Annotated in this window: 21 protein-coding genes; 5 read left to right on the top strand and 16 right to left on the bottom strand. The window is 70.4% G+C overall.

Annotation, left to right across the window (positions count from 1 at the left end; genetic code table 11):
- Positions 1 to 160 precede the first annotated feature (160 nt).
- The 7 genes from ahcY to ACYQ1K_RS08520 all read right to left on the bottom strand — a co-directional run bounded on the left by ahcY (position 161) and on the right by ACYQ1K_RS08520 (position 6,945).
- A complete protein-coding gene (gene ahcY / locus ACYQ1K_RS08490; RefSeq protein WP_459982391.1) occupies positions 161 to 1,588 on the bottom strand; it encodes an adenosylhomocysteinase in 1,428 nt (475 codons plus the stop codon).
- A gap of 108 nt (positions 1,589 to 1,696) precedes the next feature.
- A complete protein-coding gene (locus ACYQ1K_RS08495) occupies positions 1,697 to 2,650 on the bottom strand; it encodes a DUF808 domain-containing protein (RefSeq protein ID WP_459982392.1) in 954 nt (317 codons plus the stop codon).
- An 80-nt stretch (positions 2,651 to 2,730) separates the two neighbouring features.
- The gene (locus ACYQ1K_RS08500) at positions 2,731 to 3,831 is read right to left on the bottom strand and encodes an acyltransferase family protein (protein ID WP_459982393.1); all 1,101 of its coding nucleotides are present in this window, start codon (positions 3,829 to 3,831) and stop codon (positions 2,731 to 2,733) included.
- A 68-nt stretch (positions 3,832 to 3,899) separates the two neighbouring features.
- Complete coding sequence (locus tag ACYQ1K_RS08505; RefSeq protein ID WP_459982394.1) at positions 3,900 to 4,943, bottom strand: SIS domain-containing protein; 1,044 nt, start codon at positions 4,941 to 4,943, stop codon at positions 3,900 to 3,902.
- Between the two features lie 11 nt (positions 4,944 to 4,954).
- A complete protein-coding gene (locus ACYQ1K_RS08510; RefSeq protein WP_459982395.1) occupies positions 4,955 to 5,167 on the bottom strand; it encodes a Trm112 family protein in 213 nt (70 codons plus the stop codon).
- A gap of 3 nt (positions 5,168 to 5,170) precedes the next feature.
- Positions 5,171 to 6,565: a phosphomannomutase/phosphoglucomutase gene (locus ACYQ1K_RS08515; protein ID WP_459982396.1), complete on the bottom strand. Its 1,395-nt coding sequence runs from the start codon at positions 6,563 to 6,565 to the stop codon at positions 5,171 to 5,173.
- A gap of 20 nt (positions 6,566 to 6,585) precedes the next feature.
- Positions 6,586 to 6,945, bottom strand: coding sequence for a DUF3499 domain-containing protein (locus tag ACYQ1K_RS08520; protein ID WP_459982397.1), 360 nt, complete (start codon positions 6,943 to 6,945; stop codon positions 6,586 to 6,588).
- A gap of 50 nt (positions 6,946 to 6,995) precedes the next feature.
- Between ACYQ1K_RS08520 and ACYQ1K_RS08525 the strand changes: the two genes are divergently transcribed.
- Complete coding sequence (locus ACYQ1K_RS08525) at positions 6,996 to 7,457, top strand: metallopeptidase family protein (protein ID WP_459982398.1); 462 nt, start codon at positions 6,996 to 6,998, stop codon at positions 7,455 to 7,457.
- Positions 7,458 to 7,461: 4 nt separating this feature from the next.
- Here the strand turns inward: ACYQ1K_RS08525 and ACYQ1K_RS08530 are convergent, their stop codons facing one another.
- The 3 genes from ACYQ1K_RS08530 to ACYQ1K_RS08540 all read right to left on the bottom strand — a co-directional run bounded on the left by ACYQ1K_RS08530 (position 7,462) and on the right by ACYQ1K_RS08540 (position 12,120).
- Positions 7,462 to 8,865, bottom strand: coding sequence for a DUF5719 family protein (locus ACYQ1K_RS08530; protein WP_459982399.1), 1,404 nt, complete (start codon positions 8,863 to 8,865; stop codon positions 7,462 to 7,464).
- Positions 8,862 to 11,744, bottom strand: a complete 2,883-nt coding sequence (locus tag ACYQ1K_RS08535; RefSeq protein ID WP_459982400.1) for a glycosyltransferase family 2 protein — start codon at positions 11,742 to 11,744, stop codon at positions 8,862 to 8,864. The genes ACYQ1K_RS08530 and ACYQ1K_RS08535 overlap by 4 nt, the downstream gene beginning before the upstream one ends.
- A 121-nt stretch (positions 11,745 to 11,865) precedes the next feature.
- Entirely contained in the window at positions 11,866 to 12,120 is a 255-nt protein-coding gene (locus ACYQ1K_RS08540) for a WhiB family transcriptional regulator (RefSeq protein WP_459982401.1), read from the bottom strand.
- A 237-nt stretch (positions 12,121 to 12,357) separates the two neighbouring features.
- On the opposite strand from ACYQ1K_RS08540, the gene cofD reads away from it, so the two are divergent.
- The 3 genes from cofD to ACYQ1K_RS08555 are packed head-to-tail and all read left to right on the top strand — an operon-like array spanning position 12,358 to position 15,139.
- Positions 12,358 to 13,371, top strand: a complete 1,014-nt coding sequence (cofD, locus tag ACYQ1K_RS08545) for a 2-phospho-L-lactate transferase (protein WP_459982402.1) — start codon at positions 12,358 to 12,360, stop codon at positions 13,369 to 13,371.
- A complete protein-coding gene (locus ACYQ1K_RS08550; RefSeq protein WP_459982403.1) occupies positions 13,368 to 14,330 on the top strand; it encodes a coenzyme F420-0:L-glutamate ligase in 963 nt (320 codons plus the stop codon). Before cofD ends, ACYQ1K_RS08550 begins: the two co-directional genes overlap by 4 nt.
- 47 nt (positions 14,331 to 14,377) lie before the next feature.
- Complete coding sequence (locus ACYQ1K_RS08555) at positions 14,378 to 15,139, top strand: DUF3105 domain-containing protein (protein WP_459982404.1); 762 nt, start codon at positions 14,378 to 14,380, stop codon at positions 15,137 to 15,139.
- A 177-nt stretch (positions 15,140 to 15,316) separates the two neighbouring features.
- Here the strand turns inward: ACYQ1K_RS08555 and ACYQ1K_RS08560 are convergent, their stop codons facing one another.
- Complete coding sequence (locus ACYQ1K_RS08560; RefSeq protein WP_459982405.1) at positions 15,317 to 16,417, bottom strand: mannose-1-phosphate guanylyltransferase; 1,101 nt, start codon at positions 16,415 to 16,417, stop codon at positions 15,317 to 15,319.
- Between the two features lie 51 nt (positions 16,418 to 16,468).
- Here ACYQ1K_RS08560 and ACYQ1K_RS08565 point away from each other — a divergent pair, with 51 nt between their 5' ends.
- Positions 16,469 to 17,245 (top strand): TIGR03089 family protein, encoded by a 777-nt coding sequence (locus ACYQ1K_RS08565; protein WP_459982406.1) that lies wholly within the window; start codon positions 16,469 to 16,471, stop codon positions 17,243 to 17,245.
- A 9-nt stretch (positions 17,246 to 17,254) separates the two neighbouring features.
- On the opposite strand, the gene ACYQ1K_RS08570 is transcribed toward ACYQ1K_RS08565, so the two are convergent.
- From ACYQ1K_RS08570 to glf, 5 genes are all read right to left on the bottom strand, one after another.
- Positions 17,255 to 20,260, bottom strand: coding sequence for an FG-GAP-like repeat-containing protein (locus ACYQ1K_RS08570; RefSeq protein WP_459982407.1), 3,006 nt, complete (start codon positions 20,258 to 20,260; stop codon positions 17,255 to 17,257).
- Positions 20,261 to 20,511: 251 nt separating this feature from the next.
- The gene (locus tag ACYQ1K_RS08575; RefSeq protein ID WP_459982408.1) at positions 20,512 to 21,318 is read right to left on the bottom strand and encodes an ABC transporter ATP-binding protein; all 807 of its coding nucleotides are present in this window, start codon (positions 21,316 to 21,318) and stop codon (positions 20,512 to 20,514) included.
- A complete protein-coding gene (locus ACYQ1K_RS08580; RefSeq protein ID WP_459982409.1) occupies positions 21,318 to 22,238 on the bottom strand; it encodes an ABC transporter permease in 921 nt (306 codons plus the stop codon). The genes ACYQ1K_RS08575 and ACYQ1K_RS08580 overlap by 1 nt, the downstream gene beginning before the upstream one ends.
- A complete protein-coding gene (locus tag ACYQ1K_RS08585) occupies positions 22,235 to 24,283 on the bottom strand; it encodes a glycosyltransferase (protein ID WP_459982410.1) in 2,049 nt (682 codons plus the stop codon). The genes ACYQ1K_RS08580 and ACYQ1K_RS08585 overlap by 4 nt, the downstream gene beginning before the upstream one ends.
- The gene (gene glf, locus ACYQ1K_RS08590; RefSeq protein WP_459982411.1) at positions 24,280 to 25,461 is read right to left on the bottom strand and encodes a UDP-galactopyranose mutase; all 1,182 of its coding nucleotides are present in this window, start codon (positions 25,459 to 25,461) and stop codon (positions 24,280 to 24,282) included. The genes ACYQ1K_RS08585 and glf overlap by 4 nt, the downstream gene beginning before the upstream one ends.
- Between the last annotated feature and the right edge of the window lie 3 nt (positions 25,462 to 25,464).

Here is a 25,464-nt window from a genome sequence, read left to right on the forward strand (position 1 = left end):
GATTGTGCCCTAGCCATGTACGAAAACACTGAGAACTGCCATCCACACCGCTCGGCGCCGCCCTCGTCTGGACTGACCAGAGCGAGGGAGGAACGACCGAGCGGCGGGAGGGAAGGCGAGGGTTACGAGGCGCCGAGCCGCGCGAGCGGAGCGAGCGCCATCAGTACCGATAGTGCTCGGGCTTGTACGGACCCTCCACCGGGACGCCGATGTAGTCGGCCTGCTCCTGGCTCAGCTGCGTGAGCTCGACACCCAGGGCCTCGAGGTGGAGCCGGGCGACCTCTTCGTCGAGGATCTTCGGCAGCACGAAGACGCCGACGGGGTAGTCGTCGGTCTTCGTGAAGAGCTCGATCTGCGCCAGCACCTGGTTGGTGAAGGAGTTCGACATGACGAAGGAGGGGTGTCCGGTCGCGTTGCCGAGGTTGTAGAGCCGTCCCTCGGACAGGACGATCACCGACTTGCCGTCGGGGAAGGTCCAGGTGTCGACCTGCGGCTTGATGTTCTGCTTGACGATCCCGGGGACCGCGGCGAGCCCAGCCATGTCGATCTCGTTGTCGAAGTGGCCGATGTTGCCGACGAGGGCGTTGTGCTTCATCTGCTCGAAGTGCTCGACACGGATGATGTTGTAGTTGCCCGTGGTGGTGATGAAGATATCGCCCTCGGCGACGACGCTCTCGAGGCGCTTGACCGCGTAGCCGTCCATCGCCGCCTGGAGGGCGTTGATGGGGTCGATCTCGGTGACGATGACCCGAGCGCCCTGGCCGCGCAGCGCCTCGGCCGTGCCCTTGCCGACATCGCCGTAGCCGCAGACGACGGCGACCTTGCCGCCGATGAGGATGTCGGTGCCACGGTTGATGCCGTCGATCGCCGAGTGCCGGGTGCCGTACTTGTTGTCGAACTTCGACTTGGTGACCGAGTCGTTGACGTTGATCGCCGGGAAGAGCAGGGAGCCCTCCTTGAACCGCTCGTAGAGGCGGTGCACGCCGGTGGTGGTCTCCTCGGAGACGCCCTTGATGGCGTTGGCGATGGTGGTCCAGCGCTGCGGGTCGCTCTCGAGCGAACGGCCGAGGACGCGCAGCACCTCCTTGAACTCGTGGTTGTCAGTGGTGTCGGGCGACGGGACCGCGCCTGCCTTCTCGAACTCGACGCCCTTGTGGACGAGCAGGGTGATGTCGCCACCGTCGTCGAGGAGCATGTTCGGGCCCTCGCCACCGAAGTCGAAGACCTGCTCGGCGAGGTCCCAGTACTCCGCCAGCGTCTCGCCCTTCCAGGCGAAGACGGGCGTGCCCTGCGGGGCGTCGACCGTGCCGTTCGGGCCGACGACGACGGCGGCGGCGGCATGGTCCTGGGTCGAGAAGATGTTGCAGGAGGCCCAGCGCACGTCGGCGCCGAGGGCGACCAGCGTCTCGATGAGGACGGCGGTCTGGATGGTCATGTGGAGCGAGCCCGCGATGCGGGCGCCTGCCAACGGCTTGCTCTCGCTGTAGCGCGCACGCAGCGCCATGAGGCCGGGCATCTCGTGCTCGGCGAGGGTGATCTCCTTGCGGCCGAACTCGGCCAGGCTCAGGTCAGCAACCTTGTAGTCCATGACAACTTCCTTGTGCTGGAGGCGACGTCCTGCGGCGCATCTGCGCTCCTTCGGGATCTCCCGCGCATGACGTTGCTCAGCAGACTACAAGCGTGTGCGCCGCGCCGCTCAATCTGCGCCGGCGGCTCCCTTCTGCCCGAACGGCAGCAGGTGGGTCACGAGCACGAGCAGGCCACCCACGACCAGGCCGACGACGAAGGACACGAACGTGTTGAAGAGCCAGCCGAGCGGGGCGCCGACCCCGTGCACCGCATCGTGGAGGTGCTCCTCCGCGTGGTGCACGCGGTCGTAGGGCCAGTGCCAGCCGACCTCGGCGGCGTTGGTGAGCAGGATGTGGCCCCCGACCCAGAGCATCGCGATGACGCCGACGACCGAGATGACCGAGAGCAGGCGAGGCATGGCCGCCACGAGGCCACGGCCGACGGCTCGGCTGAGGCGGGAGCGGCGCTGCGCCAGGCTCAGCCCGGCGTCGTCCATCTTCACGATGAGCCCGACGACGCCGTACACCCCGATCGTGAGCGCGATCGCGACCACCACCAGGATGGCCAGGCGGGTCCAGAACGACTCGTGCGCGACCTCCTTCAGCGCGATCACCATGATCTCGGTGGAGAGGATGAGGTCCGTGCGGATGGCGCTGGCCACCAGCGACTTCTCGTCGGTGCCGTCGCCGGTCGGCGTCGGCAGGTCGCCGACGTGGTCGTCGTGGTGGCGCAACCCCTCCCAGACCTTCTCGGCGCCCTCGAAGGCGAGGTAGGCGCCGCCGACCATGAGGATCGGCGCGATCAGCCACTCCATCCACTGGCTGAGCACGAGCGCGACGGGCAGGATGATGAGCAGCTTGTTGCGCAGGGAGCCGATCGCGATCTTCTTGACGATCGGGATCTCGCGCTCGGCGGCGATGCCTTGGACGTACTGCGGGGTGACCGCGGTGTCGTCGACGACCACGCCGGCCGCCTTCGCCGTCGCCTTCCCGGCCGCGGCGCCGACGTCGTCGATCGAGGCGGCTGCCAGCTTCGCGATCGCCGCGACGTCGTCCAACAGACCGAACAGCCCCGCGCTCATCCGGGGTCCCCGCCGAGTTGTGCGTGGAGCGAGCGCAGCGAGTGGAGCGCAGAGCTCGGTGGGGTGGTCATGAGCGAAGGCTAGCGACCGGCGGCGACAGCCTCCCGATCGGCGGTCTGGTGCATCGACGCCCGATCGGTCCGGGTGTCGGTCTCGGCCCGTGCCGCGACCACAGCGAGGTCGGTGGCGTACTGCAGCCGCCTCTCCGCGTGGTCGAGCGGGTCGATCACCCTGAGGAGACCAGTGGCGACGGGGCGCCACGCGAGGAGGAACGCGATCGCCACCGAGATCACCGTCGTGACGAGGAGGGCCACGAAGCCATGCGCGTTGGCCCACGCCGAGTAGCCGGCGTAGCCCAGTGCCTTGATGAAGAAGCCGTGACACAGGTAGACCACGAGCGTCATCGACCCCATCCGCGTGAACCACCCGCTGCGGCTGGTCATGAGCGAGAGCAGGGCGAGCGCGCCGACCGCACCGGCGCCGAGGACGAGCATGCGCGTCACGTAGCCCTCGGACGCGCTCGCCCCCATCGCGTGGTAGTTGTCGTTGTAGTAGAGCCAGTCGCCCGTCCCGGCCCAGTCACGCAGGTGGCCGCTGAGGAACCAGATCCCCACCATCGCGGCGACAGCCGCGCAGCGCGCCGGCACCCTCCGGAGCGCGTCCAGGCGCTCCCGGCTCGCGTGCAGACCCAGGACGAAGAAGGGCAGGAAGCCGAGGACGCGCGCGAAGTCGAGGGTCGCCCCCGTGTAGAGGCCACCCAGCAGGCTCGCCGCCACTGCCACGGGGAACGCCACCCACGGTGAGCGCAGCAACGGCGTCGCGAGCCGCCACAGGAAGACGGCAGGCAGGTACCACAGGGGCCAGTGCGGGTCGATCCAGAGGTTCTGCAGGTGCTCGCCCCCCGCCCACAGCCGGAACATCGCGAGGGCGGCCTCGAGGATCACGTACGGGATCGCGACCGAGCGCACGAGTGCCCACAGCCGTGACGCTGTCCACTCGAACCCGCGCGAGAGGTAGCCGGTGATGAACACGAAGGCCGGCATGTGCCAGGTGTAGAGGAAGTCATAGAGGTGGTCGTTGCCCGCGTTCGAGGCCAGCATGGTCCACGAGTGGCCGATGACGACGAGCGTCACCAGCGTCATCTTGACGTTGTCCAGCCGAGGATCTCGTAGAGAGGTCACCCCTCTGGAGTACCCAGGGTTGCTGAGAGAGACACTCAGATGCACGGTGAGACGGACGACTGTGCCGCTCAGTCCTCGACGAGCCCGATGCGCAAGTACTCCGCCGCGTAGGTGCCGGACAGCAACAGCTCGGCGTATCGCGCCACCTCGCCGGCCGCCTCGGCGGCGACGACCTCGACGCGCACGCCCCGCTCGTCCGCCGTCTGCGTGAGCTCCTGACGCTGCTCGTGCCGCACCGGGTCGTCCGCGCCGTCGTCGAGCACGACGAGGACGGGCCGCGCCCCGCCGCCATCCCCGGAGGCACCGCCCTCGAACGGGTCGTCGAAGACGGTGCGCTGACGAGTCGCCTCGATGACCGGCAGCAGATGCTCGGCGTCGCCGGCGAGCGCACCGCGGCCGCTCGCGCGGCGGATGGACTCGGCCACGCGCCGCGCCGCACGCGCGGCGAGGACCGAGCCGCCCCACACGAGCGGGAGCGAGTCGGCGAGGGTCAGGGCCAGCACCTTGCCCGGGTTGACCGACACGTCCCGGTGCGGCGAGCAGGAGATGGCGACCTGGTCGAGGGCCGCCGCGACCTGCTCCGGGTCGGCGCTCGGCCCGAGCCCGACACGGTCCAGGTAGGAGAGCATGAGGACCGCGACCGCCAGCTGGTCGCGCGTCGCGACGGGGAGGACGCTGGCATCACGGCCGACCGCATGCTCGGCGACCAGCGACCGCTCCGGGCACGCGACCACGACCTGGCAGCCGCGCCGGACCGCCTCGGCGACCGCGCTCGCCGTGCCGGAGCTGCCGCCGTCGGGCGCCAGCACGACGACGAGGTCGAGACTGCCGACCCAGCCTGGCAGGTTCGGCGAGGGCCAGGCGACGAACGGGACGGGACAGGACGGCTCCAGCACCGCACGGACCAGTCGTGAGTCCGGCCCGGCAGCCACCACGGCGCGCGGCCTGCCCGCCGAGCCCGCCCGCTCGACGGCGAGATCGAGTGCGCTTGCCGCGTCGGCGGCCTCTCGGCGGATGCGGGCGCCGGACTCCGCGAGCCCGCGCAGCCTCAGGTCCGCCGCCGAGAGGACCTGCTCGTCGTCGAGCCTCGTCTCGTCGAACCACGTGCCCATGTCAGCGAGCCTCAGGCCGGCTTGCGGGCCTCGTCGACGAGGAGCACGGGGATCTGGTCCCGCACGGGGTAGGCGTAGCCGCAGGTGCCCTGGCAGACCAGCTCGCCGCCCTGGGTGGGGTCCCCGGGCACGGTCTCCACCGGCGTCAGCGCGCCATGGCACTGCGGGCAGACGATGATGTCGAGCAGCTGCGGGTCGAGGCCGAGCGGAGTCGTCGAGTTCATTCCTCAGGTGTCCTTCCGGATGATCGCGAGCACCTCGTCACGGAGGTGCTCCATGGTGGCCGCATCCTTGCCCTCGACGTTGAGCCGCAGCAGCGGCTCGGTGTTCGAGGCACGCACGTTGAAGCTCCACTCCGGCGTGCTGACGGTGAGACCGTCGAGCCTGTCGAAGTCGACGGCGTCACGCTCGGCGAAGACACGCTCGACCTCGGCGAGCACGGCCTGCTGGTCCGCCACGGTGGAGTTGATCTCGCCGGAGAGCGGATAGCGCTCGTACGGCGCCAGCAGCTCGCTCAGCGGCACGTCGGCCTGTGCGAGGGCGGACAGCGCATGCAGCGCGGCGAGCATCCCGGAGTCGGCACGCCAGAAGTCTCGGAAGTAGAAGTGGCCCGAGTGCTCGCCGCCGAAGACCGCATCGGTCTCGGCCATCGTCGCCTTGATGTAGGAGTGCCCCACCCGCGTGCGGACCGGAGTGCCGCCGTGCTCGGCCACGATCTGCGGCACGGCACGACTGGTGATCAGGTTGTGGATCACCGGGCTGCCTGGGGCCTTGGCCAGCTCTCGGACCGCGATCAGCGCGGTGAGCGTGGACGGGGAGACGAGCTCGCCACGCTCGTCGACCAGGAAGCAGCGGTCGGCGTCGCCGTCGAAGGCGAGGCCGACGTCCGCGCCGGTCTCTCGGACCCTGGCCTGCAGGTCGGCGAGGTTCTCCGGCTCGATCGGGTTCGCCTCGTGGTTCGGGAACGTCCCGTCGAGCTCGAAGTACATCGGGACCAGGTCGACGTCCGGCAGCCGCGCGAAGACCGCGGGCGCGGTGTGCCCCGCCATGCCGTTGCCGGCATCGACGACCACCTTGAGACGCCGCCCGGAGACAGGCGCCAGGGCGAGCAGGTGGTCGACGTACGCCTCGAGGACGTCGGTCTCCTCGACCACCGTGCTCGCTGGCCGGGCAGGCTGTTCCAGCGGAGCACCCTCCAGCACGAGGTCGCGGATCTGCGCGAGACCGGACTCCAGACCGACCGGCGCCGCGAAGGGCCGACACTGCTTGATGCCGTTGTACTGCGCCGGGTTGTGGCTCGCCGTGAACATCACGCCAGGCAGGCCGAGGTGACCGGAGGCGAAGTAGAGCTGGTCGGTCGAGCACAGGCCGATCAGCACGACGTCGGAGCCGGCCTCGTTGGCTCCCTGGGCGTAGGCACGGGCCAGCTCGGGGGAGCTCGGCCGCATGTCATGTCCGATCACGATCCGCCGGACGGGATCCTCGGGCCGGCCGAGGACCTGCACGAACGCCCGTCCGGTGGCCCGGGCGAGCTCGGCGTCCATCTGGTCCGGCACGGTGCCGCGGATGTCGTAGGCCTTGAAGACGGCGGCGACGTTCGCGGGGTCGAGGGACGAGGTCACGCAGGAGACCCTATCGATGCTCAGTCGCTCGTGAGGACCCGGAGGTGGCCTTTGCGATGCGTCTCACGCGCCCCGGACTCCGCGACCGGTCGCGGCGGCGGCGAACTCGGGCGTGCGGCCTCGCGCACGGCATCGGCCAGCGCGAGCAGGTCGTCGTTGGAGGGCCCCACCTCGAGCGGGCCGCTCGCCAGGCGGAGGACCTCCCAGCCGCGGGGCGCCGAGAGCCGCTCACTGTGCTCGAGACACAGGTCGTAGGCGTGCGGCTCCGCATAGGTCGCGAGGGGACCGAGGACCGCCGTCTGGTCGGCGTACACGTAGGTCAGCGTCATGACCGCGGGACGGCTGCAGGCCGTACGTGAACAGCGACGGGCGGGACTCACGAGGCAGACGGTACCGCCCGTCGACGGCGAGGCCGACTAGGCTCGCTGATGTGCAAGACGTTGTGGCGATGGACGTCGGCCGACAGCGCGTGCAGCCGCGTGGGCGCCGGGACAGGCGCGGGCGCGGGATGCGTGGCCCTGGCGTGGTGCCCCGCGTGCCCGGCGTCCCCGAGCTCCGCACCGCCCGCGAGCGCTTCGACGACCTCGCGCTCGGCATCATCAGCGAAGTGGACGCGGCCTGGGCCGACCGGCTCGGCCTGGTGGAGTACGCCGTCGAGGACGCGCCCCAGCTGCCCGACGACTGGTCGGTCGACACGGTGCCGCTGTCGTCCCTGGTGCGGGGCTCGGGCGGCAGGCCCACGCGACTCGTGCTCTTCCGCCGGCCCATCGAGCACCGCTGCGAGACACGCTCCGATCTGGAGGCCATGGTCCTCACCGTGGTCGTCGAGCAGGTTGCCGAGCTCCTCAACGTGGAGCCGTCGGTGATCGACCCCCGCTACGAGCCCGACTGACGCCTCACCGGGTCCCGGGGGCGACCGCCGGGACAGCACCCGAACGCACGAGCTCCCTGAGCCGTACGACGGCCGAGCCGCCGCGGTCCTGGACGAGCATCGCACCTCGCAGGGCCGTCCGCTGCGGCGTCACCTCGACCGATGCGGCCTTGTCGGGCAGGTCGAGCGACGCGCCCTCGTCCGGCTGCAGCGACACCCGCTTCTCGAGCAGCTGGCGGCCGTCCGCGGCCCTGGCCACGACGGTCGCGACCCCGACGGCGTCCGCACCGGCCAGGACCAGCTGCTTGCGGCCTGGCGGCAGGACGGCGGTGGTGGCGGTGAAGACCCGGCGACCGGGCGTCAGGACGGACAGGTCTCCGTCCACCACCGAGCGCAACGAGGCGGTGACGGGCTCGTCGGCGTCGACCTCCAGTCCGATCGCGTCCTTGGCGTTGTCCGCCTTCATCAGGTCGTCCAGGTAGACGCGCGCCACGCCGTGCGGCGGCACCGTGAGCGGCTTGACACCCGCCGGTGCGAACACCGACCCCGCCGTGATGAGCCGGATGTCGGCAGTCGTCTGGTGGTCGGAGTCGTTGGCGACGGTGAGCGTGTGCTGACCGGATCCCGGCTGAAGCCCGAGCAGGAGGTTGCGGCGGGTCGGTCGCGGCTGCGCGGGAAGCCAGTCCTCGGTCGTCGTGCCGCCGGTGAGCCGTTCGCCGCGATCGCGGACCGCCACCCCCAGCTGGCCGCGCTCGACCGTGACATGGAGCGCCAGGTCGCCGGTGCTGGGCACCACGGTGCCGAGGTCGACCTGGACATGGGACCGGCCCTCGACCGCGATTCCGCGGAGCCGCGGAACGTCCATGGGGCCCTCGTCGCCGAGCACGTCGACGTCGGCCACGGCCGAGCCCGGGTTGGGGTTGGTCAGCTCGAGCACCGAGGCGTGTGTCGGGCCGGCACCCACTCCGGTGAGCCACTGGCTCGCCATCATGGGAGTGCAGTCGAGCGCCGTGAGCGGCTTCGAGGAGTCGATCCCCGCGACGAGACCCGGCGCCAGGGCTCCCTGGCCACTCACCACCACCGGCGCGCCCTGGCTGGACACGGCGCTGACGCGCCCTGGAGCCACCTGCACCGTCGAGGAGCCGGCCTCCGACGTCAACGCGAGCGAGCCGGTCGCGCCGGACGCGCTCGCCACCCGCACGGCCGAGGAGCTGCCCGGCTTGTCGTCGAGCGCGCTCGGGCACACCACCGAGCTGGTCGTCAGGGCGCTCGTCGTCGGCCGGGAGCGCTCGAGCGCCGGCGGATCGGGATGGACCAGGGCGAGCAGGAGCGCGACGACGACGGGGACACCGATCGCGATGCCGGTGATCGTGTCGAGCCGGCGCCGGGGGGCGTCCGGGCGGGGGCTCCGAGAGTCGGGGGTGGTCACCGCTTGCTCCTCCGCTCGACGGTCGGCGCGCACTGCACGACGACCGCGACCAGCGCGGCCAGGTCGACGATGACGAGCAGCACGTGCAGCCACGAGGTGGAGCCCTGGAGCGCGTCAGCCGAGGGCTCGGCGTCGAGCTGCCACGCACGGGTGCTGCGACGCTGGGCGCTGGCCTGGGACACGCCGCTGGCGGCGTCGATGGCGGCGGACACGGCCGGATCACTGGGTGCGGGCTGGACGACGTACTGGATGCCGGCGGCCGCGAGCCCCCTGATGGTGCTCTGGTCCGGTCGCGAGACCAGCTCGCGGACCAGCCGGCTCAGCTCGGCGTCCTCCGGGGTCAGCGCGACGATCTCGTCCTCGCCGAGCCTCACGCCGTCACCGCGTACGACGGTGTAGCGAACACCTCCCAGCACGCCCCCGTGTAGCACCAGGATGCCGTGCTCCGGACCCTCGGACGCCGCCTGCAGCATGTAGGTCGGCACCTCCGCCGGCGGCTCGTCCCCGAGCGCCCCGTGCTTCCCTGCGACCGCCCAGGCCAGCCCGCCCAGCGGGGCGACGAGCGCGACGACAGCGAGCGCGACGACGGCGACGTGCCAGGTCCGCGAGGCGCTGGTCAGCGCTCCCTGCGCACCGATGACGGCGGCGACGATTGCAGCGCCCTGCACCAGCACAAGGAGGAAGGAGGTGCTCGCGGGCGACGTCTCCGCCCCGAGGTGGAAGCTGACGGCGGACAGGAGGAGGGCGACGAGCGCCGCGACCGCTCCCACGACCCAGCACACGAGCACGGGGACGCGGGTGCGCGCCGGCACCAGCGCGGCCACGGCGAGCAACGGCACCACCAGGCCCAGCCACCAGGGCGCACCCAGGTGCGGGAGCCTGCCGAGAGTGAGATCCCATCCGGACGGGGACGCGGTCGGCGGGATGCCCGCGTCGAGGAGCAGGCCGCGTCCCGCGCCGTGCAGGAGCGCCGGTAGCCACCAGGCGGCGAGAAGGACCACCGGCACCGCGAGCGCGACCACCGGTGGGCCCCAGACCGAGCGCTCGGGGAACGGCCCGCCCGCCCGGCGCAGCAGCAGCACCGCGGTGACCAGCACGACGATCGAAAGGACGACGCAGACGAGCCACGCGACGGGGGTGAAGGCCGTCATCAGGGCCAGCAGCAGCCCCGTCCGCCAGCCCGCACGCCAGCGGCGGTCAGGCTCCGGGTCCGCGAAGCCGAGGGCGGCGTGCGCGGTCCACGGCAGCGTGGCGGCTGCGACGACGGGGCCCAACCTCCCGTCGCTCCAGGCCCCGGAGACGAGCGGGACCAGTGCGTAGGTGGCGGCGCCCCACAGCACCAGCCAGCGCGGGGCCCCCTTGATGGAGAGCAGGCGGCCGACGACACGCAATAGCCGCCAGGCGCCCCAGAGGGCGAGGGGCGGCGCAGCCACCAGGACCACCGTCACTGCCACGTCCGGCTGCCCTGCGAGGAGGGTCGCCAGCAGCGCGAGCGGGAGGAGGTACGCCGGGGCGGGGACCTGGCTGCCCTGCATGATCGGATGCCAGGACTCGCCGACGAGCCGCCACCAGTGTGCGACGCTGTCCGGCGCAGGCGAGAGGCCCCCACCCGAGACCGCGCCGAGGGCGGTGCGGGTGGCCACGAGGAGCGCGATGACGACGAGGGCCAGCACGACGGCCACCGGGTTGGTCAGGAACCGGGCGACGACGCCGGTGTCGCGCAGGATCGCCTCGCCGTCGTAGGCGTCTCCGGCCTCGATCTCGGCCTGCCGGCGGGCGGCGAACGAGGCGGGGTCGCGCTCGGCCGCCACGGCCCGGCGCCGTTCGGCCACGTCGGCGGCCTGGTTGGTCACCGCACCGACGACGTCGCCGACGAAGTCGAGGCCGTGCCGGTAGGGCAGCCAGGGGGGCGCGAGCAGACGTCGGACCTCCCGCGGGTCGGCCACGTCGAGTGCCCGCCTCTCGCGCCGCGCGGCGAGCACCTGCCCCGGCCGGGCATACACGTTCACGAGCGCGGCGAGCTCGTCGAGAGCCTCCCCGACCGAACGCACCATGAGGAACCCGACCATCCGCAGCAGGGTGCCGAAGAAGAGCCTGACGAGCTGGAACGGCAAGGTGCGGGCGCGGGCGTTGACCAGGAGCGTGTAGATCGCGGCCCGGCGCTCCTGGAAGTGCGTGTGGCGACCTGTGAGCGCCGTCGTCCTCGCGCCGCGGTGGGCAGCCTCGGCGTGGAAGACGACCGCATCGGGGACGATCATCGTCCGCATGCCGGCCCGCGCGGCGCGCCAGCCGAGGTCGATGTCGTTGCCGAAGAGCGGCAGGTGGGGGTCGAAGCCGCCCAGCCGCTCCAACGCCTCCCGGCGGATCAGCATCCCGGCCGTGTTGACCGCCAGCACGGTTCGCACGTCGTCGTGCTGGCCCTGGTCGTACTCCCCGCGCTCGAGCCCGGTCTCTCGTCGACCGGTGCCGGAGATCGTGACGCCCAGCTCGAGGAGTCGTCGCAAGGAGGGCCATTCGCGCAGCTTCGGCCCGAGGATGTCCACCCCCGGGTCCGCCTCGGCAGCAGTGAGCAGCCATTCCAGTGCGTCCGGAGCCGGCGTGGAGTCGTCGTGCAGGATCCAGAGCCATTCAGCGGGCTCGTCGCGCATCTGCTCCAACCCGAGGGCGACGGCCTCCGGGAACGAGGTCGAGCTCGTCACGACGTGCACCTCGCCGAAGGCGTCGCGCAACAACTGCGCACTGGCGTCCTTGCTGCCGGTGTCGATCGCGACCACCCGCGCGGGCGCCTGCTTCTGGGAGCGGATCCCGTCGATCACCGTCGGCAGCCAGCGGGAGCCGTCATGGCTGACGACGAGCAGGACGACCGATGGCGCAGACACGATCGGCAACCATAACCGGCCGGCCCAGCGCCCCCGAAAAAGCGCCTCAGAAATAGCAGAGACCCCGGGGCTGGGCCCGGGGGCTTCTGCGCAACGACGTGCTCCGGCGCGGCGGCCGGCGTCAGACGGCGCGCTTCTTGAGCTTGCGTCGCTCGCGCTCGGACAACCCTCCCCAGATGCCGAAGCGCTCGTCGTTCATCAAGGCCGACTCGAGGCACTCATCGCGCACCTCGCAGGTCTGGCAGACCTTCTTGGCCTCTCGCGTGGAACCGCCCTTCTCGGGGAAGAACGCTTCCGGGTCGGTCTGCGCACACAGTGCGCGCTCCTGCCAGCCCCCATCTTCGGCGTCCGGCTCGAGGAGAAATAGCTCTCTCACGTCATCGCCCTTTCGACCCTGTGTTGTAAACCGCGGTGCTGTCACCCCTGTTGGACCAACTCGCCCTGACCCACTGTGTCCCACTCATCGGTGTGCGACACGCCGGATCAAGGAAAAACAACACTATGGGAATTACATGCCTGTCGTACCCACAAGTCAAGCCGGTCATCTGCTACAGGGACCAAGGTCGCGGGCCTCTTGCACTCGTGGTACAGCCATAGGGAACGATGGGGTCTCATGCGCACGATCACCGTCCTGTCCGGCGGGGTGGGTGGCGCACGGTTCCTCCAGGGCTTGCTCCACGGCATCGCCGAAGGCAGCCTGCCTGGTGTCTCCCCCGACGCCGAGGTGACCGTGATCGCCAACACCGCCGACGACCTGTGGGTCCACGGCCTCAAGGTCTGCCCCGATCTCGACACCGTGATGTACACCCTCGGCGGTGGCATCGACACCGAGCGCGGATGGGGCCACGCGGATGAGACGTGGAGCGTCATGGAGGAGCTCCGGGCGTACGCCGTCGAGCCGACGTGGTTCAACCTCGGCGACCGTGACGTCGCGACCCACCTGGTCCGGACGCAGATGCTCGACGCCGGCTACTCGCTCTCGGCGGTCACCGAGGCGCTGTGCCAGCGATGGCTGACCCCGGTCTTCGGACCGCGGCTACGGCTGGTGCCCATGAGCGACGACCGGGTCGAGACCCATGTCGCGATCGCGGATGCCGAGGCACCGAGCGGTCGGCGGGTCGTGCACTTCCAGGAGTACTGGGTGCGGCTGCGGGCCGGCGTAGCGGCCGAGTCGCTCCTCTTCGTCGGCCTCGACGAGGCGCGTCCGGCACCTGGCGTGCTCGCTGCGATCACGGACGCCGACCTGGTCATCCTCCCGCCCTCCAACCCCGTCGTCTCGGTCGGCACGATCCTGGGCGTCGCGGGCGTGCGCGACGCCGTGGCGTCGACCTCCGCCCGGGTCGTCGGCATCTCCCCCATCATCGGCGGCCACCATGTGCGCGGCATGGCGGAGCAGATGCTCACCTCCGTCGGGGTCGAGGTCAGCGCGGCCGGCGTCGGCCTCCACTACGGGTCTCGGACGGCAGGCGGACTGCTCGACGGCTGGCTGGTCGACACCAGCGATGCGACCTCGGTCGCACGCCTGGTCGACGCTGGTCTCGCGTCGGCGTCCGTCCCCCTGTGGATGAGCGACGTCGAGGCCACCGCCGCGATGGCCGGCGCCGCGATCGGACTGGTCGCCTCGTGAAGGTCACCGTGTGGACACCCGACGGCGTCGGCGAGATCCGCCAGGGCGACGACGTGGCGTCAGCCCTCCTGGAGGCGATCAGCCTCGCCGGCACCGGTCGGATGCTGCACGACGGCGACATCGCGGTGGTGACCAGCAAGGTCCTCAGCAAGGCCGAGGGACGCGCGCGGGTCTCCACCCGCGAGGCCGAGCTCCCGGGCCAGACGACCCGTGTCGTGGCCCGCCGCGGGCCGACGACCATCGTCCGCAACCTCCTGGGACTGACGATGGCAGCCGCCGGCATCGACGCCTCGAACGTGGCCGCCGGCACCGTGCTGCTGCTCCCCGAGGACCCCGACGCCTCGGCGCGCCGGATCCGGGCGACCGTTCGCGAGCGCACGGGCGCCAACGTCGGGGTCATCGTCACCGACACCGCCGGACGGGCCTGGCGCGACGGTCAGACCGACATGGCGATCGGGGCGGCCGGCGTGACCGTGCTGCAGTCGTTCGCCGGGCGCGCCGACGCGCACGGCAACCCGCTGGTCGTGACGGCGCCGGCGGTCGCCGACGAGATCGCCTCCGCCGCCGAGCTCGCCCAGGGCAAGCTCGGCAACCGTCCGTTCGCCGTCGTCCGGGGTCGCGCCGACCTCGTCCTGCCGCCCGGAGAGGACGGGCCCGGAGCCGCGTCACTCGTGCGACCGGAGGGGGCCGACCTGTTCGGGTACGGCGCCCGGGAGGCCGTCGTTCGAGCGCTGGCCGGGCGGGACGAGGACCGCGGTCCCTTCGGCGCCGCGGCCCCCACCGAGGAGCTCGCCGCGGCGGTCACGGAGGTCACCGGCGTTGCGCCCGAGGTCTGCGGCGACAGCCTGCTGGTGAGCGACGGGGATGCCACGGCGCTGCGGGCCCTCGCCTTCGCGTTCGGGTGGACCGTGACACCTGCCTCGGGCGGTCTTGCACGACTTCGCCCACCGACTCCGTAGACTCAGCGCGACCCGCTCCACCCACCGCACCGAGGACGCCGAGACCCGTGGCCAAGAAGACCGCCGCCCAGAACAGCCGCCGGGCGGTCATCGACGACATCCGCAAGAAGCAGAAGGGCGCCGAGCGCAGGCGTGGCTTCGCCATCGTCGGCGTGTGTGCCGTCGTCGCCGTCCTCATCGTCGGCGCCGCCGCCTTCCGCCCGATCAAGGACTGGTGGGACGAGCGACAGTTCAACGGCGTCCAGCTCGCCGACGTCGGCGCCTCCGCCTCGGCCTGCGGCAAGATCAGCACCAAGCCTGCGGACGGCAACCAGCAACACGTGCCCACCGGGACCGTGGTCAACTACACGACCGCTCCCCCGGCGTTCGGCGCGCACTGGAACGAGGCCGGCGTCGCCCCCGTCGCCATGGCCAAGAAGTTCTACGCGTGGGGTGAGCGGCCCGAGCTCGAGGCGCTGGTGCACAACCTCGAGCACGGCTACACGATCGTGTGGTACGACGAGACGGTCAACAAGGACAGCAGCGAGGTCGCGCAGCTGCGTGCCGTCGCGAACAAGTTCCCCGGCGCCTCCAACATGCGCTACAAGCTGAAGATCGTGCCGTGGCTGCCGACCGACGAGGGTGGGAAGAAGTTCCCCTCCGGCCAGCACATCGCGATCACGCACTGGTCCGCCGGCGGCGAGGGTCAGACCGACACCTCCAAGCAGCAGGGCGTCTTCCAGTACTGCACGAGCTTCTCCGGTGCGGCGCTGAAGGACTTCATGACGAAGTACCCCTACACCGATTCCCCCGAGCCCGCAGCGATGTAGTTTTGCGCCTCCGCTGCGCTTCGGCGCGTGCCGCGTCGCCTTCCAGGCCTTGCCTTCCTCCGCTCCGCTCGCTCGTTCCTCGCTCGCTGCGCTGCGTCCAGGCAAGACCGGCGACGCGGCGGCGGCGTGAAATGAGGGCGGCGTCGGGCCGCCACCCGGCTCACGTCACCGCCAGTGTCACGTCAGGTCTTCGGCTCCGTCGAGGCGTAGGCCGGCGACGAGCTGCTTGACCTGCTGGGCCCGCTCGCGGGTGGTCACCAGCACGGCGTCGGGGGTGTCGACGACGACGACGTCCTCGAGGCCGACGACGGCGATCACGCGGTTGCCGTGCGGCACGACGAGTCCGCTGCTGTCGATCGACTTCACCAGCTGCTTGTCGCCGAGGACGGTGGGTCCGTCGTTGTCGACCGTCAGGGCCGCGTCGAGCAGCGCAGCGAGGGAGTCGAAGTCGCCGACGTCGTCCCAGCCGAAGTCGGCCGGCACGACGGCGACCCGCCCTGCGGCGGCGGCGGGCTCGGCCACCGCGTTGTCGAGGGGGATCTTGGGCAGCGTCGGCCACACCTCGTCGATGGTCTCGGGCTTCGCGGCGATCCCCCGGAGCCGCTCGGTGAACTCCGGGTCGGAGGCCGCGAGCAGGTCGAGCAGCACCCCCGGGCGCACGACGAACATGCCGGCGTTCCACCGGTAGCCTCCCGTCGCGAGGTAGCGCTGGGCGACGTCGACCGAGGGCTTCTCGACGAAGCTGTCCACGAGGCCGACGCCGGGGTGCCCCTCGAGCGGGCCCGCGTGGTGGATGTACCCGTAGGCCGAGGACGCGAACGTCGGCTGGATGCCGATCGTCACCAGCCAGTCCTCCCGCGCGACCGCGACGGCGGTGTGGACGGCCTGGGTGAACCTCTTCGCTCGGGTGATGACGTGGTCGGCGGCGAACGACCCCATGACGGCGTCGGGGTCGCGCCGCTCGAGCACTGCGGCGGCGAGGCCGATGGCCGCCATCGAGTCGCGCGGGCTCGGCTCGGCCAGGACGCCCGCGCCGCCGACCTCGGGGAGCTGCTCGAGCACCGCGTCGCGGTGCGCGGCACCCGTCACGATGAGGAGCCGGTCGTCGACGAGCGGCACCAGACGGTCGTGGGTCTCCTGCAGCAGCGACCGACCGCTGCCGGTCAGGTCGCGGAGGAACTTCGGTGCCGTCGACCGGGAGAGCGGCCACAGCCGCGTGCCCGAGCCTCCCGCCGGGATGACAGCCCAGAAGTTGTCGATGTTCAGCTTGCCGATCACGCGGCCAGGGTAGGCGATCAGACCCCGGACCGAGGGCCATAGGGTCGGCGCGTGACCGTCTTCACTGATGTGTTGTCCTCCCTGCTACGTCATGAGCCGGGACGTCCGCTCGTCACGTTCTACGACGAGGCGACCGGAGAGCGCACCGAGCTCTCGGTCGCGACCTACGCCAACTGGGTCGCCAAGGCGGGCTCACTTCTCGTGGACGAGCTCGGTCTCGAGCGCGGTGACCGGCTGCGGGTCGATCTGCCGGCGCACTGGTTGACGGTCGTCTTCCTCGGTGCCGCATGGAGCACGGGGCTGGTCGTCACCGACGAGGTCGCCGACGGCGGCAGTCCGGACGCGGTCGTGACCGGCCCCTACGGACTGGCCCGCTGGGTGTCGTCCCCTTCGACAGGCTCGGGACCCGGCGCCCCGGTCCTCCTCGCCTGCTCGCTGCTGCCGCTCGGCGTGCGGTTCGCCGACCCGCTGCCGGCGGGGGTTCACGACGTCGGCGTCGAGATCTGGTCGCAACCGGACTCGTTCGTGCCCTGGGACCCGCCGTCCGCGGAGGATCCGGCGGTCGCGATGGGGGGCGCCGAGCTCACCCAGCGACAGCTGTGGGAGGCGGCCGCCGCGGGGACCTCTGTGGGGTCCGCCGGCGGCGACCGCCTCCTCTCGGAGGTGAACCCGGCTTCCCCACCGGGGCTCTCCTCCCTCACCGAGCCGCTCGCGACGCGAGGCTCGGTCGTCCTGGTCTCCCATGCCGACCCCGACCGGCTCGAGGCGATCGCGGTCGCTGAGCGGGTCACGGGCCGCTTCCCACGCGTGGGGGCCGAGGACTCCTGACGCCGGCTCTCACCCGGCCAGGTCGTAGCCTCCGAATCCGCTTCCGAGGAGCTTCGGAGCCTGCAGGCTGCCATCCGTGTTTCCCTGCAGCGTCCACAGCGACCCGTCCGCACGGTTGCGCACCACCAGGTCGGCGTGGCCGGTGACGTCGAGTGCGCCGACCCCGATCACCCAGTCGTACGGCGCCAGGCTGACGCCGAGCGTGCGTGGCGTGGTGAGACCGGCCGGACCGTTGCCCGGGTAGAGCTGGAGCGCGTCGCCGTTGCGGACGAGCACGTCGGGCGTCTTGTTGGCGTCCCAGGTGCCGCCGGCGGTCTGGCTCTGGCCTGCCACGGCGCCGTACGCCTGGAAGTAGCCGCTGAGCCCCGTGGCGCCGTTGCCCTTGTAGACGTACATCTTCTGGCCGGTCTGGCCGACCAGGTCCATCTGCCCGTCGCCGTTCATGTCGCCCGCCGCGGACAGCAGCGTCACCATCCCGAAGTTGCCCAGGGAGTAGCGGCCGCTGAAGGAGCCGGCACCGTTGCCCAGAGTCAGGTACAGGTTGCCGGAGGTCTCGCGGTAGATCACGTCGCCGTGGCCGTCGCGGTTCCAGTCGCCCACGTTGAGCACGAGGTCGGCCCGGGACAGGTCGAGATTGGTGACGACGGGCGTCCCGAGATCCGTGCCGGCGCCACGCACCCAGACATCGAGACGCGAGCCGGTGGCCGTCAGGACGTCGGGCCCGCTGTCGCCACGGACGTTGGTGGCCCCCAGGACGCGACCCACGCCGTGCATCTCCGGGTAGGGACCGACGGTCCCACCGAAGACGCCGCGACCCAGGTTGGCGCGGACATACCCCTGCTTCGAGGCGGCGGTGCGCACCATCAGGTCGGCGAGGCCGTCCTTGGTGAAGTCCCCGGCGACGATGGCGTCGTAGGCCTGCCAGCCGCCCCCCAGCGAGCGGCGCGTCGGGAAGCCGCCGTTGCCCTTGCCGGGGTAGAGCCAGAGCACACCGCTCGTGTCCCGGGCCAGCAGGTCGACCTTGTGGTCGCCGTCGACGTCTCCGGCGGTGACGAGGTTGTAGGAGGCGAAGCTGGACCTGAGGTTCTGCTGACGGAAGGTGCCGTTGCCGTTGCCGAGCCAGACGACCACCTTGCCGGTGCGGCGGTCACGGGAGAGCAGGTCGTTGCGTCGGTCGCCGTTGACGTCGCCCAGCGCGGTGATGAGGTCCCGGCCCTGCTGCGCCAGGGACGGCGCGATGGCCCTGCCGAAGCCTCCGCCACCGTTGCCTGGCCGGATGACGGACCTGCCGCTCGGGGTCACCACGACGAGGTCGGCACGACCGTCGCCGGTCAGGTCCGGCGAGAGCACCGCCGTGTTGCGCGCGTTGTACGTCAGGCTCGTGCGACCGGCGAAGCCGCTGAACCCGGTCGTCGGGATGATGACGCCACGCTTGTCGCTCGCACGACGGGCGATGATGTCCGGCTGTGGACCGCCCACCAGGTTGGCATTGCGCGCGGCGTAGGACAGGGGATGCTGCGCGGCTGCCGCGATGGTGCGGATGTCAGGGATCCGCGCGTAGAGGTAGCGGCCGGGGCAGGCGGTCGACTTGGTGTCGCGGTGACCCATGATCGAGGAGGCGAACACATGACCCTGGATCTTCACGTTCCTGGCAGCCGCGGACACGCCGTTGAGTGCCAGCTTCCACCCGAACAGGGCACCAAACGCGCCGACTACCTGCTGCGGCGGAGCCGCGATGTCGAAGTTGCCGATCGCGGACGCGCCGAAGGAGTCGTTGTTGTAGTTCTCGGTGTGGGCGCCGACCACGTTGCGGTCGACGCCGCCGTACCGCCCCTCCCAGATCCGCCCGAAGCGGTCGATGAGGTAGTTGTAGCCGATGTCGCGCCAGCCGCGGCTCTTGACGTGGTAGGTGTAGATGCTCCGGATGATCGCGGGCACCTCGGCGGCCGTGTAGTCATTGGCGTTGACGGTGTGGTGGACGAAGGCGCCGTGCACGGTGCCGTAGGAGGGCGCCGTCTGCTCCCGCAGCTTCTCGTCGGCGCCCCACTGCGCCCGGCTGTAGATGTAGGGCTTCGTCGCCACGATCGGCGAGGCGGCGAGCTCCAGTCCGTCGCCGGCGCTGCCTGGGTCCGCCGGGGTTGAGGGGTCCGCAGAGGCTGGGGAGTCCGCCGGGGCTGCGGTGGACGGGGTCGGGACAGTCTCACCGGAGCTGTCCGGCGCCGCGTCCGGGATGGCCGGGAGCGTCCTGGTGTCGATGTCGGGCGTCTCCGCCTTGGTGGCGGTCACCTTGCCGGGGTCGATGACCGCCAGCTTGAGGTCGGCGGGCACGTCCTGGGACCGCACCTTCGCCCGCACCTGCACCTGGTCGACGTGGCCGACGAGGGCCTCGTCGGTGCCCGGACGCTCGTGACGGGCCTCGGCGGTGCCGGCGTCCGGACCGTGCTCGTCGTGGTAGTCGAGCCGCTGCCAGCCGCCCCAGTGCCCGTCAGTCTTGGTGCGGAGCGTGAAGCTGATGTCGCCCTCACCGATGTCCTGCCCGTGCTCCCAGGTCACGCCGACCGTCCCGAACCCGCTGACGTCCTGCGGGTCGCTGGTGATGGTGGTGGTGTCGGTCGAGACATCCGCCACGGCCGTGGCGTGCACCGACGTCGACGCGGACCGGGTCGCCACCGCTGCGACCGCGCGCACCGAGCCGTGCGAGCCAGAGCCAGCAGGGGCCAGGGCACCGGACGCACCGGATGCACCGGCCGGCGCCGTCAGTGCGTACTCATGCAGCGTCGCGCTCGCCTTCCCCGCTGCGACCGGCGTCGGTCGGTCCGCCACGGCGGCGTAGGCGGCCACGGCCGCCTGATCGCCGGAGGGCGGGGCCGTGGCCGGCACCGAGGCGGGTGCCGGCTCCTCACGGACGACGTCGAGGTTGACGACGCTCGCCGCGGGGACGAGGGCAGCGAGGACGGCGCCCATGACCAGCATCTGCTGGCACAGGGCGACGAAACGCGACTTCTGCGGGTGCATTCAAAGCTCCAGGTGTGCGGGGAAGAGTCACACGAGGGCTCAACTTTCACATCCGTCACAGTCGTTGGGAAGGGAAACTGAGTAACTACAATTGTGTAATTTCCACTCGACACGCCGGCACTTGGAAGATTAAAGTAAAATTACATGGATGTGATTCGGAGAAGCCGACGGCCCGCCCTCCCGAAGGAAGGCGGGCCGAAGAAGGACGGGCCGCGGAGCCTCAAGCCGCGCGGGGCCCTGAAGCGGGAGGGTCAGATGTCGGCGCCGAGCACCGCGTCGCTGTTCGCCAGGGCCCGCGCCTGGGACCCGACGCTGCCATCCGTCGGGCCGAGATCGTCGTCGTACTTGACGTAGCGGATGCCGTCGAGCGCCGGGCCGTCGAAGCCCATCTTGCCCTTCTCCAGCACGATCACCCGCTCGCACATGTTGGCGACCGAGGCGGCAGCGTGGCTCACGTAGACCAGCGTCACGCCGCTGGCCTTGACCTCCATCATCTTGTCCATGCACTTCTTCTTGAAGGGCTTGTCGCCGACGGCCAGCACCTCGTCGGCGAGGAAGATGTCGGAGTCGACGTGGACGGCGACGGCGAAGCCGAGACGGGAGTACATGCCGCTGGAGTAGTTGCCGACGGGCGTGTCGAGGAAGTCGCCGATGTCGGCGAAGTCGACGATCTCGTCGAACTTGCGCTGCGTCTCCTTCTCGGTCATGCCGAGGATCGCGGCGTTGAGGTAGACGTTCTCCCGCCCGGTCAGCTGCGGGTGGAAGCCGGCACCGGTGGCGATCAGGCCGGCGATCCGCCCTCGGGTCAGGACGCTCCCGGTGTCAGGACGCATGGTCCCGTTGATCAGCTTCAGGAGGGTGGACTTGCCCGAGCCGTTGAGGCCCATCAGGCCCACCGACTCCCCCTGCTGGATCTCGAACGTGACGTCGTCGACGGCGTTGAAGACGTCGGCGATCTTGTTGCCGCGCAGCTTGGCGACCGTCATCTGCTTGAAGGTCTTGTGGTAGCGCTTGGTGAAGATCTTCGTCGCGTGCTCCACCTTGATCGACGTCGTCATCAGAGCCGCTCCGGGATCTTGTTGTCGAACTTCTGGAAGACGATCTGCGCGACCAGCAAGGCGATGAGCGCGATGCCGAGGTCGACGCCGGCCCAGACGAACAGGTGCTCCGGAAGCGTCTTGGCCCCCATCCTCACCGGGTCGGCGGTGGTGCCGAGCCAGAAGGCGCGCTGGAAGAGGATCACCGAGATCGCCACCGGGTCGAGCAGGTAGAGCTGCGCCAGCCAGTGCGGGAGGTTGTCCTTGACCAGGGAGTACGGGTAGAGCATCGGCACGCTGAACCGGATGTAGTTGTTGATGATGCTCACGAAGCTGCCGAAGTCGCGGAAGAACACGTTCGCGGTGCTGAACAGCAGGGCGAGAGCGGTCCCGAGCACCATGCAGATCACGATGCCGAGCACCGCGGCCACCATGCCGAGCGCGTCGGGATGCCAGCCGCTCATCAGGCACACCCCGATGAGGATCAGCAGCTGGGGCGCGACGTGCCACAGCGAGACCAGCATCGTCGCCACCGGGAACATCTCCCGGGGCACCGACATCTTCGCGATCAGCCCCTTGTTGCCCACCAGGGAGCGGGTGCCGGCCCCGAAGGTCTCGGTGAAGAAGTGCGTGATGATGAGACCCGCGAACATGTGCACGGGGTAGTTCTCGAAGCCGTGGCTGGCCCCGAGGAGCTTGCCCATGAAGAACCAGTAGATGAAGAACTGCGACAGCGGGTTGATGTAGGACCACATGAACCCGAGGAACGAGCCCTCGTAGCGGCCCTGGATCTCGCGCTTGACCAGCAGCCGGAGCACGTAGCGACGCCGGAAGACCTCCAGCAGCCCCTGGTTGGCCGCCGGCGACTCCAGCGGCATCTGCGCCAGCTGGTGCCGGTCGACGAGCGCCGCAGCGCCCGTGGCGTTGCTTGTCTGCGTCATCCGCGGGTCTCCTGCTCGTCACCGTTCGTCTCGACCCATGGCCGGAACGTCTCGTCCCAGGCCTCCGGCGAGGTGATGTCCTTCAGCGCAGCACGGTAGCGCTGTGCCAAAGCGGGCCACTCGCGACGGTAGCGCTCGTGGACGGCGATGGTGCGCTTCATCAGGTCGCGGAACGTGCCCAGGTCGCGCCGGTAGAGGGCGGCGGAGGAGCCGTCGTTCATCGACACCACGGCCGAGTCGTACGACGCCAGCTTCCACCACTTGGCATCCAGCGCGCGGATCTCAGCCTCGGGGAACTGCCGCGACAGCTCCCTCGGCGACTTGATCGCGTGCCGCACGGGGGCGACACCGGCGCTGATCAGCTGCGAGATCCGGCCGGGCACCTCGACGATGTCGCGCCCCTTCTTGGGCGGCTTCGTCCGCCGCACCGGCGGGAGCTCGTCTCGGTCGGAGTGGAGCTGCGCATCGGTGAACTGCTTGCGGAACGCGTTCACCTCGCCCAGCTTGGTCGCCAGCATGCCGTGCAGCGCCTCGGGACCGGCGAGGACGTCCTCGAGGGCCTTCAGGCGCAGCTCCGCCGTCGAGTACTGCATCGAGACCAGGTGCGCGATCTGGTGGTTCAGGCTCTCTCGGATCATCCGTCCGCCCTTGGGATAGGGCGAGTGCAGCAGCGCGGCGATGAAGCGGTTGCGCAGGTGGAAGTAGGCCTGCCAGTCGACCGCGTCGTTCTTGTCGCCCCACGGGATGTGCCACACGGCGGCGCCCGGGAACGTCACCGTCGGGTAGCCGGCCTCCTTCGCACGCAGCCCGTACTCGGAGTCGTCCCACTTGATGAAGAGCGGCAGCGACAGGCCGATCTCGGCGATGACCTCACGCGGGACCAGGCACATGAACCAGCCGTTGAAGTCGACGTCGACCCGCTTGTGCAGCCACCGCGACGAGCGGATGTTGCGGGCCGCCAGATCCCAGTCGCTGTAGCCGTCGAGCGGCGTCTGCCACCAGAACCGCCACGGCTGGACGATCTCGCCGAAGCTGTGCAGCCGGCTCTTGGCGTAGAGGCTGAACATGTGCCCACCGACGATCGTCGGCCGCCGGCACAGGTCGCCGAAGGTGACGGCACGGATGATGCCCTCCGGCTCGCAGACGACGTCGTCGTCCATCATCATCGTGTACGTCGCCGTGCCCTTGCGCAGCGACTCCAGCTGGCCGCGGGCGTAGCCGCCGGACCCGCCGAGGTTGCCCTGCTCGATGACCCGGAGCTTGCCGCCCAGGCCCTTCTCGGCGGCCGGGAAGAACTCGCTGTCGGTGACCTTGTCCTTGCCCTGGTCCATCACGAAGACGGTGTCGAGGTAGGGCGCCAGCTCCTCGGCGTCGCCGAGCTGTCCCAGGAGCTGGGCGCTCATGTCGGCCAGCATCGTGGTGATCGCGATGTCGACGGTCCCGTGCTGAGCGCGGTCGGCTGGGACCTGCGCGGTCCACTCGGCGGACTCGACGACGGCGTCGGAGGTGCCGGCGACGACGTCGTACCAGTACCACCCGCCGTCGACGAACGGCTTGAGGGAGAGGTCGAAGGTCAGGACCGCGCGCTCGCCGTCGACTCCTGCCGAGTCGACCTTCTGCGAGCGGCCGTCGGCCGTCGACTTGTTGACGATGACGCTGGCGCCCTCGCCCTTGACGGTGAGCGTGAGAGTGACGTCGGTGACCACCGTCCACCGACGCCAGTAGCTGGCGGGGAAGGCGTTGAAGTAGGCGCCGAAGGAGACCTTCTCCCCCAGCGGCACGCGGAACGCCGTGCGCGAGACGATCTGGTCGGGGTGCACCGTCCGGCCGGTCGAGGTCGACTGCCGGATCGCGGCGTTGTTGAGGTCCTTGGCGGCCTTGTTGCCGCCGATCTCGTACTTGCTCGCGTCGAGCCGAGGCTCCTCCACGTCGACGTAGAGCGCGATCGCGTCGAGCTCGCGGTCGACGGGCATGACCTGCCGTTGGAGCAGGCGGGTCACGGTCCCGGTGTCCGTCCCGGAGCCGCGAGTGGTGGTGGCGGTCATTCGGCGATCCCTCCCGAGGCGAACGCGGCGCCGTCTGTGAAGTGCGGCTTGATCTTGTTGTCGTACATCGACAGCGCCGATCCGATCGCCATGTGCATGTCGAGATACTGATAGGTGCCCAGCCGGCCGCCGAAGAGCACCATCGGCTCCTGGCGGGCGAGGTCGCGGTACTTGAGCAGCTTCGCCCGGTCCAGGTGCGTGTTGATCGGGTAGTACGGCTCGTCGTCGTCCTCGGCGAAGCGGCTGAACTCGTGCACGATCACCGTCTTGCCCGGCAGATGGGTGCGCTCGGGGTGGAAGTGCTTGAACTCGTGGATGCGGGTCCAGGGCACGTCGGCGTCGTTGTAGTTCATCACCGAGCAGCCCTGGAAGTCGTCGACGTCGAGCACCTCAGGCTCCAGGTCGACGGTGCGCCAGGAGAGCCGGCCCTCGCTGTTGCCGAAGTACTCGTCCACCGGACCGGTGTAGACGATCGGCACCTTGCCCTTGTACCCCTCCGCGACGTCGAAGAAGTCGGTCTCGAGCCTGACCTCGATGTTCGGGTGGTCCGCCATCCGCTCCAGCCACGCGGTGTAGCCGTCGGTCGGCAGGCCCTCGTGGGTGTCGTTGAAGTAGCGGTTGTCGAAGTTGTAGCGGACGGGGAGCCTCGTGATGATGTCGGGGCTCAGCTCCTTGGGGTCGGTCTGCCACTGCTTGGCCGTGTAGGCCTTGATGAACGCCTCGTAGAGGGGGCGCCCGATGAGCGAGATCGCCTTCTCCTCGAGGTTCTGCGCGTCCTCGGTGCGGATCTCGCTGGCCTGCTCCGCGATCAGCGCCCGAGCCTCCTCGGGCGTGTGGCTGCGCCCGAAGAAGACGTTGATGAGGTTGAGGTTCATCGGCAGGGAGTAGACCTGGCCGTCGTACTTCCCGAAGACCCGGTGCTGGTAGCTCGTGAACGTCGTGAACCGGTTGACGTACTCCCACACGCGCTCGTTGCTCGTGTGGAACAGGTGCGCGCCGTACGTGTGCACCTCGATGCCGGTCTCGGGCTCGCGCTCGCTGTAGGCGTTGCCGCCGAGGTGGGAGCGGCGCTCGAGGATGAGCACCTTCTTGTCGAGCTCGGAGGCGACCCGCTCGGCGACGGTCAGGCCGAAGAAGCCGGAGCCGACGACGAGGAGATCGGGAAGTTCGGTTGACACGGT

It is taken from the genome of Nocardioides sp. AN3, from assembly GCF_054653495.1.

Bases quoted from the DNA above. Each gene is read 5' to 3' on its own strand.
- ahcY (WP_459982391.1), bottom strand. From the start codon at position 1,588: ATGGACTACAAGGTTGCTGACCTGAGCCTGGCCGAGTTCGGCCGCAAG.
- ACYQ1K_RS08495 (WP_459982392.1), bottom strand. From the start codon at position 2,650: ATGAGCGCGGGGCTGTTCGGTCTGTTGGACGACGTCGCGGCGATCGCG.
- ACYQ1K_RS08505 (WP_459982394.1), bottom strand. From the start codon at position 4,943: ATGGGCACGTGGTTCGACGAGACGAGGCTCGACGACGAGCAGGTCCTC.
- ACYQ1K_RS08510 (WP_459982395.1), bottom strand. From the start codon at position 5,167: ATGAACTCGACGACTCCGCTCGGCCTCGACCCGCAGCTGCTCGACATC.
- cofD (WP_459982402.1), top strand. From the start codon at position 12,358: ATGCGCACGATCACCGTCCTGTCCGGCGGGGTGGGTGGCGCACGGTTC.
- ACYQ1K_RS08570 (WP_459982407.1), bottom strand. From the start codon at position 20,260: ATGCACCCGCAGAAGTCGCGTTTCGTCGCCCTGTGCCAGCAGATGCTG.
- ACYQ1K_RS08575 (WP_459982408.1), bottom strand. From the start codon at position 21,318: ATGACGACGTCGATCAAGGTGGAGCACGCGACGAAGATCTTCACCAAG.
- ACYQ1K_RS08580 (WP_459982409.1), bottom strand. From the start codon at position 22,238: ATGACGCAGACAAGCAACGCCACGGGCGCTGCGGCGCTCGTCGACCGG.
- ACYQ1K_RS08585 (WP_459982410.1), bottom strand. From the start codon at position 24,283: ATGACCGCCACCACCACTCGCGGCTCCGGGACGGACACCGGGACCGTG.